The following is a 16158-nucleotide window of genomic DNA, read 5'->3' on the forward strand; positions in this document are numbered from 1 at the left end:
GGGGATTTCCCCTTCTTCAATCTCACATCTAACGGATGAACGACTTCGAAAAAAAACACATTAACAACGCCCTCCGGAATGCTAGTTTGATTGGGCGTCTTTATGATGATTTGGTGAAAAAAATGGCCCGGTTGCTTAGTCAGTATAAGCCTACCGGGGCAAAATCAGTGTGGGATGGAAACAAGGCCCTTGAGCGGAAACTTGACCAACTCCTGCAGTCGTTTGGCGTGACACTTACCGGGCACCTGAAAGAGATGATTGAGAAAGATTGGGAGCTGGCAGAACAAAAGAACGACGAGCTGGTAAAGAATCTTCTCAAGGGTTCAACTGTTACGGTTGCCGGCGTTGTGGTTTACGATTTATTCAACCGGAAAAGGCCGGGCAAGTCGGTCCGTGTAATACTCAAGAGCATCAAAAACCTTTTCAAAAGGAAAAAATCAGATGTGAAGCTGTCGGATGTGATGGCGGCCCCCCGCCGGAGAGAAGCCCTATTGCAGTTTTTGAACAGGAAAGAGGGAGGCATGGGCCTTTCTGAGCGTGTCTGGAAGCTCACAAAGCTAAACAAGTCCATGATTGAGGAGTTGCTCCATAATAATATCATCCAGGGAGGCAGCGCGGCCCAAAATGCAACCCATCTAAAAAAGTACCTCAATAATCCGGACATGTACTTCCGGCGGGTGAGAAATAAGAAAACAGGTAAGCTGGAATTGTCAGCCAGAGCAAAAGAATTTCACCCAGGGCGAGGTGTATACCGGTCCAGTTATCAGAACGCGTTGAGGCTGGCCCAAACCGAAACAAACATGGGTTACAGGATGGCCGACCATAACCGCTGGAAGAATAATCCTACGGTTGTAGGCTTCGAGGTAAAAACTTCGCATAACCACCCCACAGAGGATATGTGTGATGACCTGAAGGGAGAATATCCAAAGGACTTCATTTTTACAGGCTGGCATCCAAAGTGTATTTGCTATGCGGTCCCCGTTATGCTGTCAGATAAAGAATTTGAATCGCATGAAGATGCAATTCTCACCGGTCAAGAGCCGAAAATCAACAGCAAAAACCGTGTAAGGTCAGTGCCGGCCGGATTTAATCGATGGATAAAAAGCAAGGCTAAGGCATCAAAGGGGTGGAAAAATCAACCGTACTTCATCCGGGACAACTTCAAGGGAGGCAAGATAGAAGGAGGTTTGAGGTTATAGAAATAAAAAAGCCTGTGGCCGAAACTTATCAGTGAAGACCTGATGTTGAAGCGTAACAGGATGCAATATTCACAAAAACGTTTTAACAAATGGAGTTATCAAAATTAAGTAACGAGGAAAAAGGGAACCTGGCCATTGAGCTGGTTAAGTCCCTAAAATCAGATGGCGCTGACATCAGCACGCTAAAAGACGAGCTTCTCTCTGTCGATTTAAAACCGGATGACAGTGGAAGGGTAAGATCAGGAACCAACCGGATTAAGCTCGGCCAACTAGAAAACGATATTCGCAGAGCCGTTGAGTTTATTAATGGCCCCCTGCATTCGGCATTTGACAGTTTGGGCGTTGAATTCTCATTCGAGTTGGTGAAAGATGTTTTTTCTGGCGGCAGCAAGTTCGGTGAATTATTCAACAGCAAACTACACAAGGACCTTTCTTTGATGTCTATTCCGGCATCCAGAACACTAATTGAGAATTCGGCCAGAGACGGGCTCCAGGAATTCAATAATGTTGTCAGTGATGGCAGGAGTCGGTTCGGATATAGCGTGTTCGATTTCATCACTTTTGAGGATGGATCTGCAGTGTTTTCCGATGACGGGATGAACCATCTCCAGGATGAATGCGGTATTTTCCTTTCAGACCCAGAAGAAATCAGTCTTTATTCTGCCCATCTCAAAGCATGTGACGCACTGAACGACCTATTCGGCGGCTACGCCCGTATGGATTGGCATAAGATATTTGATTTTGAAAAGGACGGCACGTTTAAACCTTCCCCGGTGTATTATGACGTGCTGTTGAACGGTATCAAAAACGCAAAAGGCAAGAACGATGGAAAAGACTGAATCGCAACAGATAGCGGAAATCATTGACAACGGCACCCAGAAAATAGCTGAGGCGTCCGGAAAGAAGTACAAGCCGATTGAATTCGAGCAGGAGAAACAGCCCACAGAAGAAGAGCGACAGCAGCTCAGTGATAAGGTTGTAGGGCAAATAAAGGAGGGTGAAAAAGAAGAGGAAAAAAAGATGGCCGAGCATGTGAAAATGTTTGGGGAAAAGCCGAAAAATGTTTTCTGGTAGAATCATCCCCATGGCCATAAATCCGTCAATGCGGTGCAAAAATGGGTTTAATGAAGCATTGATTTTAACCAAACAGCAAATATTCAATCGGTTAAGGTTTTAAATAATAGTCTACACACGCCCATTTTTCAGGTCTTCATGATTATTTCAATAGGTAATGGCCGGCACAATCATAATATGCCGGCCCGCTTACCGCTATCGACTCAAATCTATTTTAAGTAAACGCAAAGCTCGAACGACATGCCAGCACCGAAGGGAAATAAAAACGCAGTAGGCAACAAAGGAGGCCGAAAGACCAGCTTTAAACAGGAGTATTGCGAACAGGCTTACCAGCTTACTTTACTTGGAGCCATAGACAAGGAATTAGCTGATTTCTTTCACGTAAGCCAGAGAACTATCAACTACTGGAAAAAGACACACAAGGAGTTCGCGGAGGAAGTCCGAAGGGGTAAAGATATGGCAGATGCTAATGTGGCCGAGAGACTCTATCAGCGGGCCCTTGGATTTGAGCATGACGCGGTAGAGATAAAGGTTGTTAATGGTGAAGTTCTCAAAGTTCCAATCAGGAAGGTTTATCCCCCGGACGTAATGGCCGCTACTTTTTGGCTCAAAAATCGTCAACCTACCAAATGGAGAGACAAGCAGGATGTCAACGTCGAGGGTGAAGGGCTGAACCCTACCGTCATTATTTTGCCCTCAAATGACCGTTAATCGCTCGTCAGTGTGTAGAGTTTTTGCATACCTACGCACGCGCGCGAAGGTTTTTGCATGTTGACATTTATTGACATTTTAAAGCCAATAATCTAAAATCGCTGACTAATCCTTTCTTAACTTATCATTCAGCAATTCGAGCTGTGTTTTTATATCTTCCAGTAATTCTACTCGTCGGTTAATTCTGTAATACCAATTCCAGAAGCCCCGTAGCAACAGATAGACTACAATTAAGATGATACTCAGTATCACAATGTCAAGTGAATCCATGTGTAAAGTATTAGCAAATCAGTAATGATTTAATATGTTTCGGTAGGCTGCAAGGATTTAGATGCAAATTACACAAAAGGATCTCTATATCAAAATACTACAAAGACGTTTGGAATATTCAAAATAAAATTTGTAGGTTTGTTATGTCCAATAATGAAAATCGAAGTTGAATCTTTAAAAGCAAAGAGAATCCTAGAAAAATAATTTGATGTAAAATACTGGTAGCCGGGTAGACCTGTTTGGAGTTGCTCCCGTGGACAGGAATACTACTTCCTTGAGCTTTGCTTTAGGTTTTTGTTATTGGACACCTGCCCGGTTGCCTCAATATTAAATGATATGTCCAATAACATTGCAAAAAAAGATGAAAGCGTAATGCTTGAAAACGGTTCGAAACTCCTTATTGATACCGTAAAAATACACTGGAATAGTGTTGACATCCCAGAAACCATTAGAGCATTGAACAATGTTTTTTTCTCATGGGTAGCTGCAGCTGATTGGGAGCACAAATACAGAAGCTCTAACTCCAGCGAATTCCACAACCTCATCGAATTTCTACTTGACATAGAGCCGGTATTGGCAGATATAGAATTGGCCGGAACCGCAAAATCAGACGTTGAGCGCAATGATGTAAATCAAACACCTTCGAAGGAGAGTGAGGATAAGGTGAGCATTGAAATTACCAAATCCGGATGGCAGATCACTGTTAACAACAACGGAAATAAGGAAACTCAGACTCATCTTGTCTCAAACGGGAAAGCCGCATTGGCTGATTCACGGTTTGATGACAAAAAGATTGATAGAAGCATTATTGATGCCCTGCGCGGAGTTGACCTTATCAATGTTTCTGAAGCTCTTAATAATTGATGACCTTAAAATCAGATAAACCATGATTACAGCAACAGAAGCACAACTAGAAAGGATATTCCGAAGGATTTATACTCTTGGTGAGAGAAACGGAGCCGAAAAGGTACTGGTTGAGCAAGGTAAGATTCCGGATTACATCCGAAGAACCGAAGCTAAAAAGCGTATTGGACCTTCTACTTATGCAAAGTTGGTAAAAAAAGGATTCCTGCACGAGAGGAAGATGGATTCAAGTAAACCGAATAGTCCGATAGTGATTCCAAGGGATGAATTCAACTATGTCCAAATGATGGTCGATAATCCGACGTTTTGATGGTATCAAAGTATTCTCAAATGTAATTATCATGCATTATGATTTCGCCATGATTTCACCACAACAAAAAGTGAGATACAAAATAAATTGCATCTCACTGATTATCTGTGTCGGTCTGCAGGGATTCGAACCCTGGACCCGCTGATTAAGAGTCAGCTGCTCTGCCAACTGAGCTACAGACCGTTTATCCAAACCTCAAAATTACGAAATATCCGGTGCCGTTGTTCTCTGTGAGGCCGTTTAATTCAAGGTATCGTCGCTGGTTTCTTGCGGATTTATTTGTCGACGACGCAAACAATTTTCTACTTTGATGGTATGTATGGAGTGATGAATGAAAAAGAACTAAATCTCTCACTCCGGGATATTGAATACCTGATTGTTGGCCAGGGACTGGCCGGAACCATGCTTGCATTTGAATTGCACCGACGCGGAAAAGATTTCGTGGTAGTTGATTCTCCTTCCGGTGAAAAAGCCAGTCGCATAGCTGCCGGAATCATCAATCCGGTTGTTTTTCGCCGCCTGACAAAATCGTGGTTAGTGGATGATCTTTTTCCAGTATTGAAAGAAACCTATCGGGAACTTGAGAAACTCCTCTCCTGTCAACTACTCCATCCGTTGAAGATTGACAAAATTTTAGGCAAGGAAGAAGGTTCGTTCTGGCTAACTAAATCTATTGAAAACAATTTGGAGTCCTACATTCATTCCGAACCAGATACCACTTTTCATAAAGACGGCATAGAAGCACCTTATGGAATTGGCAAGGTCTTTAACGCCTTCCGGGCCGATTTGCCGTTGCTAATCGACCGCTTCCGGGAATTTCTGATTCAAGAGAATCGCTTCATTGGTGAAAAACTGGACACCAATGATATCATTCGGGAAACCGGAAAAGTGCAATGGAAAAACATCACGGCACAAAAAATCATTTTCTGCCAGGGATTCCGCGCCAGCGACAATCCTTTTTTTCAGTCGGTCAAATTCAAACACACCAAAGGGCAGGTGCTGGATTTGGAGATTCCCGGGCTGAACATTACTGATATGGTCAACAAGGGAATGTTTGTGTTGCCGCTGGGTGAAAATCGTTTTCGGGCTGGCGCTACTTACCGTTGGGAGTTTCCGGATACAATTCCTGACCACGAAGCGACAGCTGAATTAACCGAGAAAATGGACAAGATTGTCAAAGTTCCTTATTCCATAACCGGAAAACGAGCCGGCATTCGGCCAACAACACACGACCGACGACCTGTTCTTGGTTTGCATCCAGATACTCCGGAAATCGGTATTTTTAATGGATTGGGTTCGAAAGGAGCCATGCTGGCCCCTTATTTTGCCCGTGAATTTGCCCACTTCCTTTGCGGAGAATCCGATACCATCCATCCGGAAGTCAATCTTCTCCGGTATTACCGAAAAAAATAACTGGCTTACGAACCGGTCTGAAACAGCGTCGGCGGCTTTTTCCATTTAATGCCGCACCCGGCAGAAGGTTTCTGATCTTCGGGAACCGGCTTTCCATTAAGAACTGCATCGAGCGCTGCCCGCAAATCTTTTCCGGTGATGGGCACATCGTTTTTCGGACGGGCTTCGTCCATCTGTCCGCGATATACACATTTTAAATCCTTATCGAACACGTAAAAATCAGGAGTGCAAGCTGCCATATAGGACTTGGCCACTTCCTGCGTTTCATCGTACAGATAAGGAAACGGGTAACCTTCTTTCGCGGCTGTCTCCTTCATCAATTCCGGTGCATCATCGGGATAGTTATCCACATCGTTGGAGCTGATGCCAACAAAGCTGATGCCTTTGGCTCCGTACTCGTTGGCAATGGCTGTGATTTCGTGATTCACATGCTTTACATACGGACAGTGATTGCAAATAAACATCACAACCGTAGCTATATCTGATTTGATATCATCCAATGAAATATTCTTACCCGAAACAGTATCGGGCAACTCAAATGCAGGCGCCTTCTCGCCCAGCGGAAACATTCTTGAAAAAGTAAGTGACATATCGATTCTCCATCTTTCGTTCACTCCGTTTAACGAAAAGAATCCATCATGGTTTACGAAAAACAGTAGAAAGTCTGAATCACATAAGTTTTAAATCTTCCAGCAACCGAATATAAATATCGATTCCGTTCCGAATCTCTTCCTCGAGAATATATTCATCGGGCGTGTGTGAGCGTGCCGAATCGCCGGGTCCCACTTTCACGGTAGTGTAGGGAATAACCGCCTGATCGGACGTCGTTGGAGAACCATAAGTCTCCAGTCCCAGCTCAACACCACGCTTCACCAGTGGGTGGTCGAGCGGTATGCCTGAAGAATTCAGTCGGTACGACCGGGCTTTCAGATTACTCTCCAGCAAACCAGAAAGCATATCGAAAACTTCTTCATTGGAGTAACATTCGTTGGTCCGAACATCGATGACGAACTTACAACTATCGGGAACAACGTTATGCTGATGACCGGCTTCAATTTGAGTAACCGTTGTTTTCACCGGTCCCAGAACCGGAGATTCTTCCGGAAATTTAAAATCCAAAAGATGTTGAATATCGTCCAGCGCTTTGTAGATGGCATTTACACCTTCGTTTCGAGCAGCATGCCCGGTTTTTCCGACCGCTTCTGCATCGATGACCAGCAACCCTTTTTCGGCAATGGCCAGATTCATCCCGGTAGGTTCGCCCACCAGCCCCAAATCAATCGGTCCCAGTCCCTCCAAAATAGAAGCAACGCCATTGGTTCCGGAAATCTCTTCTTCCGCAGTAGCGCTCCAAATCAGGTTGAACGGCAATTCCGATAACTTGTCGAAATAGCGGAAGGCTGCTAATTGTGCAACTACTGAAGCGCCGGCATCATTGCTGCCCAGGCCGGTCAGCTTACCATTTTGCACCACCGGAGTGAAGGGATCGTTTGTCCAACCATTGGCCGGCTTCACCGTATCGATGTGTGAATTGAACAACACAACGGGCTTCCCATCCTGCCAGTTCCTGTTCTTCAGCCAAAGATTATTTCCCTGACGGAAAGGAGAAAATCCCCACTCCTTTACCTGATTTTCCAGAAACGTAGCTACCGCATCCTCATCGCGACTTAACGACGGAATGCCAATCATATCCTGCAGCAGACGATAGGCGTCGCTGTGAAGTTTTTCAATCGAAAGATTCATAGCATAAGTAAACAGCTGCTTCCCGGACGGAAAGCAGCATCAAATGAGTGTATTCAATTATTCTTCCTCTTCTTCGTGGAAAAGTGCCAGGCGGGTTCCGCCTTTGGAACCGGAAAGGGCCGATGCGTTGGTCACGACCACCGCGTTAACTCCCTGTTTCATTGCATTGAAACCGGTCGTCAGTTTCGGAATCATGCCACCATTTACTGTTCCGGTCGATTTCATCTCTTCGAATTCGGCCATGGTAATTTCGTCAATCACCGAATCTTCATCCGATTCGTCCATCAGCACGCCGCGTTTATCGAAGCAATAAATTAGCGTGACCCGATAGCTGGAACTTAACGCAATAGCCAGTTCCGAGGCAATCGTATCGGCATTGGTATTGAATAGCTGCCCATCGCCGTCATGCGTAATGGGTGCTACCACCGGAACAGCACCATTCTCGAGCAATTCGCGGAGCATGCGATTATTCACATTCACCACATCGCCAACAAAGCCGTAATCAACCTCGGCAACGGGACGTTTTTTGGCACGGACGATATCCAAATCGGCACCAGTCAATCCAAGAGCATTGGTTCCCAAAGCCTGAAGCTTCGCAACCAGGTTTTTATTGACCAGGCCAGCATATACCATGGTAACCACTTCCAGAGTTTCTTCATCCGTAACGCGGCGACCTTCCACCATTTTCGGTTTAACGCCCAACTTTTCGCCAATGGCTGTCGCCTTGGTGCCTCCACCATGTACCAGAATCTTATTTCCGGCAATGCGCGAAAAATCACGAAGCAGACTTTGAAGCGATTCTTCTTCCTCAACTACCTTTCCGCCCACTTTGATGATGGTCAGATGTTCGATCATTTTAGTTCCTCCAGTATCATTTTTAGCACCGCCTGTGCCGATACTTCGCGGTTGGCAGCCTCCTGAATGACGATGGAATCGGGACTATCAATTACACCATCGGAGACAATAATATTCCGGCGAACCGGCAGGCAATGCATGAATTTTGCCTGATTGGTCAGAGCCATTTTTTCCTCGTCAACCGTCCATTTTCGGTCACGGGAAAGGACCTGTCCATAACTACTGTAAGATGCCCAATTTTTTGCATAAATAAAATCGGCATTGGAAAAAGCTTTCTTCTGATCGTATTCAACTTTCACATCGCCCATAAATTCAGGCGCTAACTCATATCCTTCAGGATGGGTAACCACCAGCTCGTAATCAGTTTGACGCATCCATTCCACAAACGAATTGGGAACAGCCTGCGGAAGAGCCTTCGGATGTGGTGCCCAGGTAAGCACGACTTTGGGGCGTTCTTTCGTTTTAAATTCTTCGATGGTCACATGATCGGCGAACGACTGCAACGGGTGCCGCGTAGCTGCTTCCATACTCACGACCGGAACGCCGGAGTAATCGATAAACTGGTTGATGATTTTTTCCTGGTAATCATCTTCTTTGCTTTTGAACTGCGCAAACGACCGTACCCCAATGATATCGCAGTACGAACCGATGACCGGAATCGCTTCGCGAAGATGTTCGGGCTTGTCTCCATCCATGATGATCCCCAACTCCGACTCGAGCTGCCAACCATCCTGATTGACATTTAATATCATGGTATTCATGCCCAAATTCATCGCCGCTTTTTGAGTACTGAGGCGCGTACGTAAACTCGAGTTGAAGAAAATCAGCACCATGGTTTTGTTTTTGCCCAGATGCTGATAGGCAAACGGATTCTTTTTCATTTCGAAAGCGATTTTCAGCGCTTCGTTCAGGTCGGGTAAATCGTGTACGGATGTAAAATGCCTCATGATCTATTTTTTCAGCTCGTTATGTATTCTTAATAAGTTGATGAGATTATTTCGGACGGATTTGTCCGTCGCCTTCTATCAGCCACTTGTAGCTGGTGAGTTCTTCCAACGCCATCGGGCCGCGGGCATGCAGCTTTTGTGTGCTAATGCCGATTTCGGCACCCAAACCAAATTGCGCTCCGTCAGTGAAAGCAGTGCTGGCATTGGTGTATACAGAAGAAGCATCGACCAGTTTGCGGAAAAGATCGAGATGCTCCTGATTTTCGGAAATGATGGCTTCGCTGTGCTTGGAACTGTATTCGGCAATGTGATCGAGCGCCTCCTCGAAAGACGCTACGGTTTTGATGGCCATTTTATAATCGAGAAACTCGGTTCCGAAGGATTCTTCGGTCGCCGGCTTCAATAAATCTTCCGGATAATGCTCTTCCAATGCTTCCATTGCCTGTTCGTCGGCGAAAATTTCCACCTGACTTTCCGGCAGCAATTCCGCCAGGTAAGGCAAATCGCTCAGACGCGATTCATGGATGATCAGGCAATCGAGCGCGTTACAAACACTCGGACGACGCGTTTTCGCATTGTTGATGATCTCGCGCCCTTTCTCTTCATCACCGAACTCATCGAAATACGTATGGCAAATGCCGGCACCTGTTTCGATGACCGGAATGGTTGCATTTTCACGGACGTAATTGATGAGTCCCTGACTCCCGCGGGGAATTAGCAGATCAACATAGCCCTGTGCATTGAGCAATTCCCCTGTCGCTTCCCTCCCGGGAGGAAGCAAAGTCAATATATGAGTATCCAGGTTGAACGATTCCAATACGCGGTGAATAATGGACACGATAGCTTCATTTGAATCCGCTGCATCGCTTCCGCCTTTCAGCACACAAACGTTTCCTGACTTCAGGCATAGCGAGAAAACGTCGAAGGTTACATTCGGACGGGCCTCGTAAATGATCCCGATGACGCCAAAAGGCACACTGACTCGTTTGATTTGCAATCCATTCGGTCGCGTTGTTTCCGACAACAATTTTCCCAACGGTGAAGACATGGAAGCTACACTTCGCATATCGGATGCAATTCCTTCGATTCGTTCCGCGGTCAGCTTCAGTCGGTCATATTTCGGATCGAATGGTGCCATCCGCTGCAGATCTTTTTCGTTCTCCTTCAGGATAAAATCCATTTCCTTTACAGCTTCGTCGGCAACAGCCATCAACACCTGATTTATGGTCTCTTCCGTCACCAGATTCAGCTTCCGACTCGCCTGAAGCGCCTGTTCAAATTGTTCTCGATACTGCATGTCCGGTTGGTTTTTATCTGTTTCTGTTGTTTTTGTCGTAAGGCTAAATTCTATTTCTCAACTTAGCTGAGTTCTATCCAAGGTAGAGGTAATCGTAGTGGATAAATGGCTTTTCGTATTTTGACCCCATTTCACGCTCAACGATTTTAGACGAAAAGCCAGCTTTCCCAAGACCGAGTAGTTTTCCACTTACATCCTTTACCCTAACGATGTCGCCGGTTTTAAACTGACCTTGCACACCGGTAATTCCGATGGTGAGCAAACTGGTTGCTCTTTCTGAAAGCAGTGCGTCACGGGCTCCGTCGTTCACAAACACTTCGCCCCGGGCAAAATCGTCAGAATGGGCCAGCCACTTTTTTACTGTATTCGATTTACGCTTTTCCGGCTCGAACCAGGTATGGGGTAAATCCGAGTTCGGCTCCATCAAATCAGTCAGAATATTTAAATGAACACCGTTCGCAATATGAACCGCTACGCCTTGCCCAGCCAGTTTCGAGGCGATGGAACTTTTAGTCAGCATTCCTCCACGGCCAAAATTCGATTTCTGCGTAGAAATTAATTCTTCTGAAACCGTTTCGCCAACAGCAATGTGTCGAATCAATTCACTGCCTGATTCCCCCGGATTTCCAGTGAAAACGCCATCCACATTGGTGAGTAGAAACAGCGCCTCCACATCCATCATCGACGCAATCAAGCCGGAAAGCTCGTCGTTATCAGTAAACATCAATTCCGTAACCGAAATGGCATCGTTCTCATTGATAACCGGCACGACGCCACTTTCGAGCAACGTGTTGATGCAATTACGCATGTTCAGGTAATGCTGCCGGTCGCTGAAATTCTCTTTGGTTGTTAACACTTGGGCACACGTCAGTCCGTGTTCCCGAAACAGGTCGGCATACCGGTTGATAAGCTTCACCTGTCCAACAGCCGACCAAAGCTGACGCCGCGAAACCGTATCGTGCTTTTTCTGCGGCTCTACCTCGGCCCGACCTGCAGCAACTGCTCCCGAAGAAACAAGAATCACCCTGACTCCTTTCTTCTGCAACGCAGCAATTTGATCGACAAAGTGCGCCATACGGGCAACGTTCAGCATACCATCGTCGCGGGTAAGCAGATTGCTTCCAATTTTTACCACAATACTGGAGTAGCGGTTTGCCATGAGATAAATGCCTTTTTTCCTGAAAAGTAAATTTCAGGTGAATGGGGTTTCACATTTCCGGAGACGGATATTTAACCGTTGTTAATTTTATTGTACGATACCAACAATCCCTGAATCAATGCCGACGAAAATCCCTGATGTTCCATGGCGTTCAATCCGGAGATGGTAATTCCTTTCGGTGTGGTCACCTTGTCTATTTCCCTTTCGGGATGATGACCAGTTTGCAGAATGAGTTCGGTAGCACCTTTCACCGTTTGAGCAACAATTTCCTGTGCTACTTCAGCTCCAAAGCCAATTTCAATTCCGCCTTGTGCAGCTGCACGAATGAAACGCAGCGCAAATGCAATTCCACAGGCTCCCAAAACAGTGGCTGCGGCCATCAGTTCTTCGTTGATATAAATAACTTTCCCCAGCGTTTCGAACAGTTCCTGAATCACATCTTTTTGTTCGTCATTGCAATCGGGTGCCGAAATACAGGTCATCGACTCCTGCAGTGCAATGGCTGTGTTTGGCATCACCCGGAATGGAATAACATTGTCGGGCAACCACGATTTCAAGCTCTCAATGCTCACACCCGTCATCAGTGAAGCCACCATCTGCCCGGTAACAAGCGCGCTACTAATTCCCTGAAGGACACCTTCGGCCTGGTAAGGTTTCACCGCTACAATAACCAAATCGGCTCCTTTCACCGCAGCGGCGTTGTCTGCAGTAACACGAACACCTTGCTTTGCCAGGTCGTCGAGCAGATGCGGTCGCCGACGGGTAATCACCAGTTGCTTCGCAGGCAAACCGGCTTTCAAAAAGCCCTCGGCCATGGCCCGTCCCAGGTTTCCTCCTCCAATGATGCAAATATTCAGGTTCTTCATAGCTTTTCTCATTTTTGTCCTATTCTGCGTTACCACAAACCTAAAGCAGAACACAAATAAGACAATCAATTTAATACATTTTGACGGTATTTTTAACCAATTATTAACCCAATACCCTTTTCAGCGACGATAAAAACCGCTCGGCTTGTTCACGGGTAACAGTTAACGGCGGCAATAACCGAATGGTGTGAGTTCCGGTTACACCGGTAAATATCTTTTCTTCGAAGAGCAGCTTCTTTCGAATTTCTGCGATAGGCTCATCGAACTCCAATCCGATCATCAGACCGCGGCCACGGACTTCCCTGATTTTGTCAAAGCCAGCCAGTGACGCCATCAGGTAGTTCCCAACTACTTCAGCATTTTCGATTAACTGCTCACTCTGCATAATGTCCAACACAGCGATACTGGCTGCACAAGCAAGATAGTTGCCACCGAAAGTTGTTCCCAACATTCCCTTCCGGGCTTCAAACTCCGGACTAATCAGAACACCGCCTACCGGGAAACCGTTTCCCATGCCCTTTGCTATGGTGATGAGGTCGGGTTTTACATTGGCATATTGATGCGCAAAGAATTTTCCACTTCGTCCGTAGCCCGATTGGATTTCATCCAGAATCAGAACGGTTCCGTACCGATGACATAGTTTTCCGGCTTCTTCCAAAAAAGAAGATTCCGGCACACGACAACCACCAATGCCCTGAATGCCTTCCACGATGACCGCTGCCACATCGCCTTCCATCAGTTCGTTTTCTAAGGCTTCTATATCATTCAGCGGGAGGATGATTCGGTCGACAGTATCATTCAGCGGAGCTATGATAGCCGGATTATCGGTGACAGCCACCGCTGCTGATGTCCGTCCGTGAAACGATTTCTCGAAAGAAACAATACGGGCTCTTTCCGTATGAAAGGAAGCCAGCTTCAATGCATTTTCGTTGGCTTCGGCACCCGAGTTGCACAGGAAAAGAGAATAATCTTCGTAACCGGAAAGCGCTCCCAGTTTATGAGCGAGTTCGCGCTGTAACGGATTCTGGACTGAGTTGGAATAGAACCCCATTTTCTTCAGCTGCTCACTCAGCATCTGAACATAATAGGGATGCGAATGACCAACCGAAATCACGGCATGTCCGCCGTACAAATCGAGGTATTCAACACCATTTTTATCGGTGATGGTACACCCTTTGGCCGCCACCGGTTCTACATCGAACAGCGGATATACATCGAAAAGTTCCATATTTTTTCGAATTAGATTCGGGATTAAAATGCGACCGGCTTCAGGTTGAGCCCGGCGGTTTCATTCAATCCGAACATCAGGTTCATATTTTGCACGGCCTGCCCTGACGCACCTTTCAAGAGGTTATCGGTGCAGGAGAGAATAAGCAGTTTGCCATCATGTTTTTCCAGGTAAAGCAATGCCTTATTGGTATTCACGACCTGCTTCAGGTCCGGATTTCCCGGCGACAAATGCACAAACGGATGCCCTTCGTAATAGCGCTGATACAGTTCGCGGGCTTCTTCCACTGTTCCTTCAAAATCGGTGTAAACCGAAGCAAAAATGCCACGTGTGTGGTTTCCCCTTACGGGAATAAAGTTCAGCGGCTGCTCAAACTGCCCTTGCAGCTGTGCTAAGCTTTGACGGATTTCTCCCAGGTGCTGGTGCTGAAAAGCTTTGTACACCGACACATTGCTGTTGCGCCAGCTAAAATGCGAAGTCCCGGACGGCGATTGCCCGGCTCCGGTCGAACCGGTAATAGCATGCACATGCACTTCCTGATTCAACAAGCCCGATGATGCCAACGGCAGCAACGCCAACTGAATACCGGTAGCAAAACATCCTGGATTGGCAATGCGTTTCGCGGTGCGAATCTCTTCTCGGTTCAATTCGGGCAAACCGTACACGAAGTCGTTTCCTTCCCGCTTTAAGCGGAAATCATGACTCAGATCGATGATTTTTACACGCTTCGGGACATCATTCTTTTCGAGGTATTCGGCTGACTTTCCATGTCCCATGCAGAGAAATATCACATCAACAGCATCAAAGTCAATGTCTGAAAACACCAAATCGGTTTCCCCGATTAAATCTTTGTGCACCGAAGTAACCGGTTGCCCATCGTTACTGGAACTTTGTATACAGGAAACATCGGCAGCCGGATGATTTAACAGGATGCGCAAAAGCTCACCTGCCGTATAACCCGCACCGCCAACGATCCCTGTGCTTACTGTAGCCATTGAATGTGTTTATTTCTTATTGACTGAATAGAAAATCTTCAACTGGTTGCCCAGAATTTTGGTGAATCCTTTGGCATCATCTGCCGTCCATCCCTTATTCATCTCGCCGTATTCACCGAATTCCGACTTCATCAAATCGTGCTCCGATTCAACGCCGACCAACTGGAAGGTGTACGGACGCAGTTTGATAATCACCTTTCCGGTAACATTTTCCTGCGTGCTTTCCAGAAATTTTTCGATATCGCGCATCACCGGCTCGAGGTACATCGCTTCGTGAAGAAACATCCCATACCAGTTGCCCAACTGATCTTTCCAGTACTGTTGCCACTTGGTCAGCGTATGTTTTTCCAGCATCTGATGTGCTTTAATAATGAGCATCGGAGCAGCCGCTTCGAATCCGACCCGCCCTTTGATACCAATGATGGTATCGCCGATGTGCATGTCACGGCCAACAGCCCATGCTGCGCCAATTCCTTCGACCTCACGAATAGCATCGATGGTACTGAAATGCTTGTTGCCATTCACCCCTTTCAACTGACCTTTCACAAAATCAAGCGTCAACGTCTCCTCGCCTTCGTTGGTCAGCTGGCTCGGATACGCTTCTTCCGGCAATGTCTGATTACTGGTCAGCGTCTCCTTACCTCCGATACTGGTTCCCCAGAGTCCGGCATTAATGGAGTAAGCCATCTTCGTATAATCGGCCTGTACACCGTGATCTTTCAGGTAGTTGATCTCAAACTCACGGGTCAGCTCCATGTCACGCGTAGGTGTAATAATTTCGATTTCCGGCGCCAACACCTGGAAAGCCAAATCAAAACGAATCTGGTCGTTTCCGGCTCCGGTACTTCCGTGCGCCACATATTTGGCACCAATCTTTTTCGCATACTCAATAATGGCAATAGCCTGAAAAATACGCTCCGAACTGACGGAAATAGGATAGGTATTGTTCCGCAAAACATTGCCATACACCATGTATTTAATACCTTTCTGGTAATACTCTTCCGTTACGTCGAGGGTTTTATGACTCTTCACACCCAACGCGTACGCACGTTTTTCAATATCGGTCAGCTCATCGGGCGAAAATCCTCCCGTGTTGGCAATGGCCGTATGAACTTCCAGGTTCTTCTCTTTCGACAGGTAGATGGCACAATATGATGTATCCAAACCTCCGCTAAATGCCAGTACTACTTTATCACTCATAATAGTTTATGCTTTTTTCCGGTAACC

General features: G+C 46.3%; 18 protein-coding genes and 1 tRNA gene. 7 read left to right on the plus strand and 12 right to left on the minus strand.

The genetic code is table 11. The annotated features are described in order from the left end of the window. Positions 1–35: 35 nt before the first annotated feature. From CLV93_RS01050 to CLV93_RS01065, 4 genes are all read left to right on the plus strand, one after another. Entirely contained in the window at positions 36–1199 is a 1164-nt protein-coding gene (locus CLV93_RS01050; RefSeq protein ID WP_106540316.1) for a BAR domain-containing protein, read from the plus strand. A gap of 89 nt (positions 1200–1288) precedes the next feature. Continuing rightward, complete coding sequence (locus tag CLV93_RS01055) at positions 1289–2038, plus strand: hypothetical protein (protein WP_106540317.1); 750 nt, start codon at positions 1289–1291, stop codon at positions 2036–2038. Next, positions 2025–2273 (plus strand): hypothetical protein, encoded by a 249-nt coding sequence (locus tag CLV93_RS01060; RefSeq protein ID WP_106540318.1) that lies wholly within the window; start codon positions 2025–2027, stop codon positions 2271–2273. The genes CLV93_RS01055 and CLV93_RS01060 overlap by 14 nt, the downstream gene beginning before the upstream one ends. Positions 2274–2513: 240 nt before the next feature. After that, entirely contained in the window at positions 2514–2984 is a 471-nt protein-coding gene (locus CLV93_RS01065; RefSeq protein WP_106540319.1) for a terminase, read from the plus strand. 105 nt (positions 2985–3089) lie between these two features. Here the strand turns inward: CLV93_RS01065 and CLV93_RS20180 are convergent, their stop codons facing one another. After that, the gene (locus CLV93_RS20180) at positions 3090–3254 is read right to left on the minus strand and encodes a hypothetical protein (RefSeq protein WP_153637021.1); all 165 of its coding nucleotides are present in this window, start codon (positions 3252–3254) and stop codon (positions 3090–3092) included. A gap of 336 nt (positions 3255–3590) precedes the next feature. On the opposite strand from CLV93_RS20180, the gene CLV93_RS01070 reads away from it, so the two are divergent. Together CLV93_RS01070 and CLV93_RS01075 are read left to right on the plus strand one after the other, a co-directional pair. Continuing rightward, a complete protein-coding gene (locus tag CLV93_RS01070) occupies positions 3591–4118 on the plus strand; it encodes a hypothetical protein (protein WP_106540320.1) in 528 nt (175 codons plus the stop codon). A gap of 22 nt (positions 4119–4140) precedes the next feature. Further along, on the plus strand, positions 4141–4428 hold the full coding sequence (locus CLV93_RS01075) for a hypothetical protein (protein ID WP_106540321.1): 288 nt from the start codon (positions 4141–4143) through the stop codon (positions 4426–4428). Positions 4429–4538: 110 nt separating this feature from the next. Here the strand turns inward: CLV93_RS01075 and CLV93_RS01080 are convergent. Beyond that, positions 4539–4611, minus strand: a tRNA-Lys gene (locus CLV93_RS01080). Positions 4612–4755: 144 nt separating this feature from the next. Here CLV93_RS01080 and CLV93_RS01085 point away from each other — a divergent pair. After that, a complete protein-coding gene (locus CLV93_RS01085; RefSeq protein WP_170108833.1) occupies positions 4756–5841 on the plus strand; it encodes an NAD(P)/FAD-dependent oxidoreductase in 1086 nt (361 codons plus the stop codon). 5 nt (positions 5842–5846) lie between these two features. Here the strand turns inward: CLV93_RS01085 and CLV93_RS01090 are convergent, their stop codons facing one another. The 10 genes from CLV93_RS01090 to CLV93_RS01135 form a co-directional block, all read right to left on the minus strand. Continuing rightward, the gene (locus CLV93_RS01090; protein WP_211297713.1) at positions 5847–6455 is read right to left on the minus strand and encodes a thioredoxin family protein; all 609 of its coding nucleotides are present in this window, start codon (positions 6453–6455) and stop codon (positions 5847–5849) included. 55 nt (positions 6456–6510) lie between these two features. After that, on the minus strand, positions 6511–7584 hold the full coding sequence (locus tag CLV93_RS01095; RefSeq protein ID WP_106540324.1) for a M20 family metallo-hydrolase: 1074 nt from the start codon (positions 7582–7584) through the stop codon (positions 6511–6513). A 57-nt stretch (positions 7585–7641) separates the two neighbouring features. Continuing rightward, entirely contained in the window at positions 7642–8439 is a 798-nt protein-coding gene (argB, locus tag CLV93_RS01100; protein WP_106540325.1) for an acetylglutamate kinase, read from the minus strand. Next, positions 8436–9386 (minus strand): N-acetylornithine carbamoyltransferase, encoded by a 951-nt coding sequence (locus CLV93_RS01105; RefSeq protein WP_106540326.1) that lies wholly within the window; start codon positions 9384–9386, stop codon positions 8436–8438. The genes argB and CLV93_RS01105 overlap by 4 nt, the downstream gene beginning before the upstream one ends. A 46-nt stretch (positions 9387–9432) precedes the next feature. Then, positions 9433–10683 (minus strand): glutamate-5-semialdehyde dehydrogenase, encoded by a 1251-nt coding sequence (locus CLV93_RS01110; protein ID WP_106540327.1) that lies wholly within the window; start codon positions 10681–10683, stop codon positions 9433–9435. Between the two features lie 73 nt (positions 10684–10756). Beyond that, the gene (gene proB, locus CLV93_RS01115) at positions 10757–11842 is read right to left on the minus strand and encodes a glutamate 5-kinase (protein ID WP_106540328.1); all 1086 of its coding nucleotides are present in this window, start codon (positions 11840–11842) and stop codon (positions 10757–10759) included. Between the two features lie 71 nt (positions 11843–11913). Continuing rightward, the gene (proC, locus tag CLV93_RS01120) at positions 11914–12708 is read right to left on the minus strand and encodes a pyrroline-5-carboxylate reductase (protein ID WP_106540329.1); all 795 of its coding nucleotides are present in this window, start codon (positions 12706–12708) and stop codon (positions 11914–11916) included. 103 nt (positions 12709–12811) lie between these two features. Next, positions 12812–13936, minus strand: coding sequence for an aspartate aminotransferase family protein (locus CLV93_RS01125; protein ID WP_106540330.1), 1125 nt, complete (start codon positions 13934–13936; stop codon positions 12812–12814). A 23-nt stretch (positions 13937–13959) separates the two neighbouring features. Next, the gene (gene argC, locus CLV93_RS01130; protein WP_106540331.1) at positions 13960–14931 is read right to left on the minus strand and encodes an N-acetyl-gamma-glutamyl-phosphate reductase; all 972 of its coding nucleotides are present in this window, start codon (positions 14929–14931) and stop codon (positions 13960–13962) included. A gap of 9 nt (positions 14932–14940) precedes the next feature. Next, positions 14941–16131 (minus strand): argininosuccinate synthase, encoded by a 1191-nt coding sequence (locus CLV93_RS01135; RefSeq protein ID WP_106540332.1) that lies wholly within the window; start codon positions 16129–16131, stop codon positions 14941–14943. Positions 16132–16158: the final 27 nt, after the last annotated feature.

The sequence above is a fragment of the Prolixibacter denitrificans genome (genome assembly GCF_003014495.1).
Taxonomy (GTDB): Bacteria; Bacteroidota; Bacteroidia; order Bacteroidales; family Prolixibacteraceae; genus Prolixibacter; species Prolixibacter denitrificans.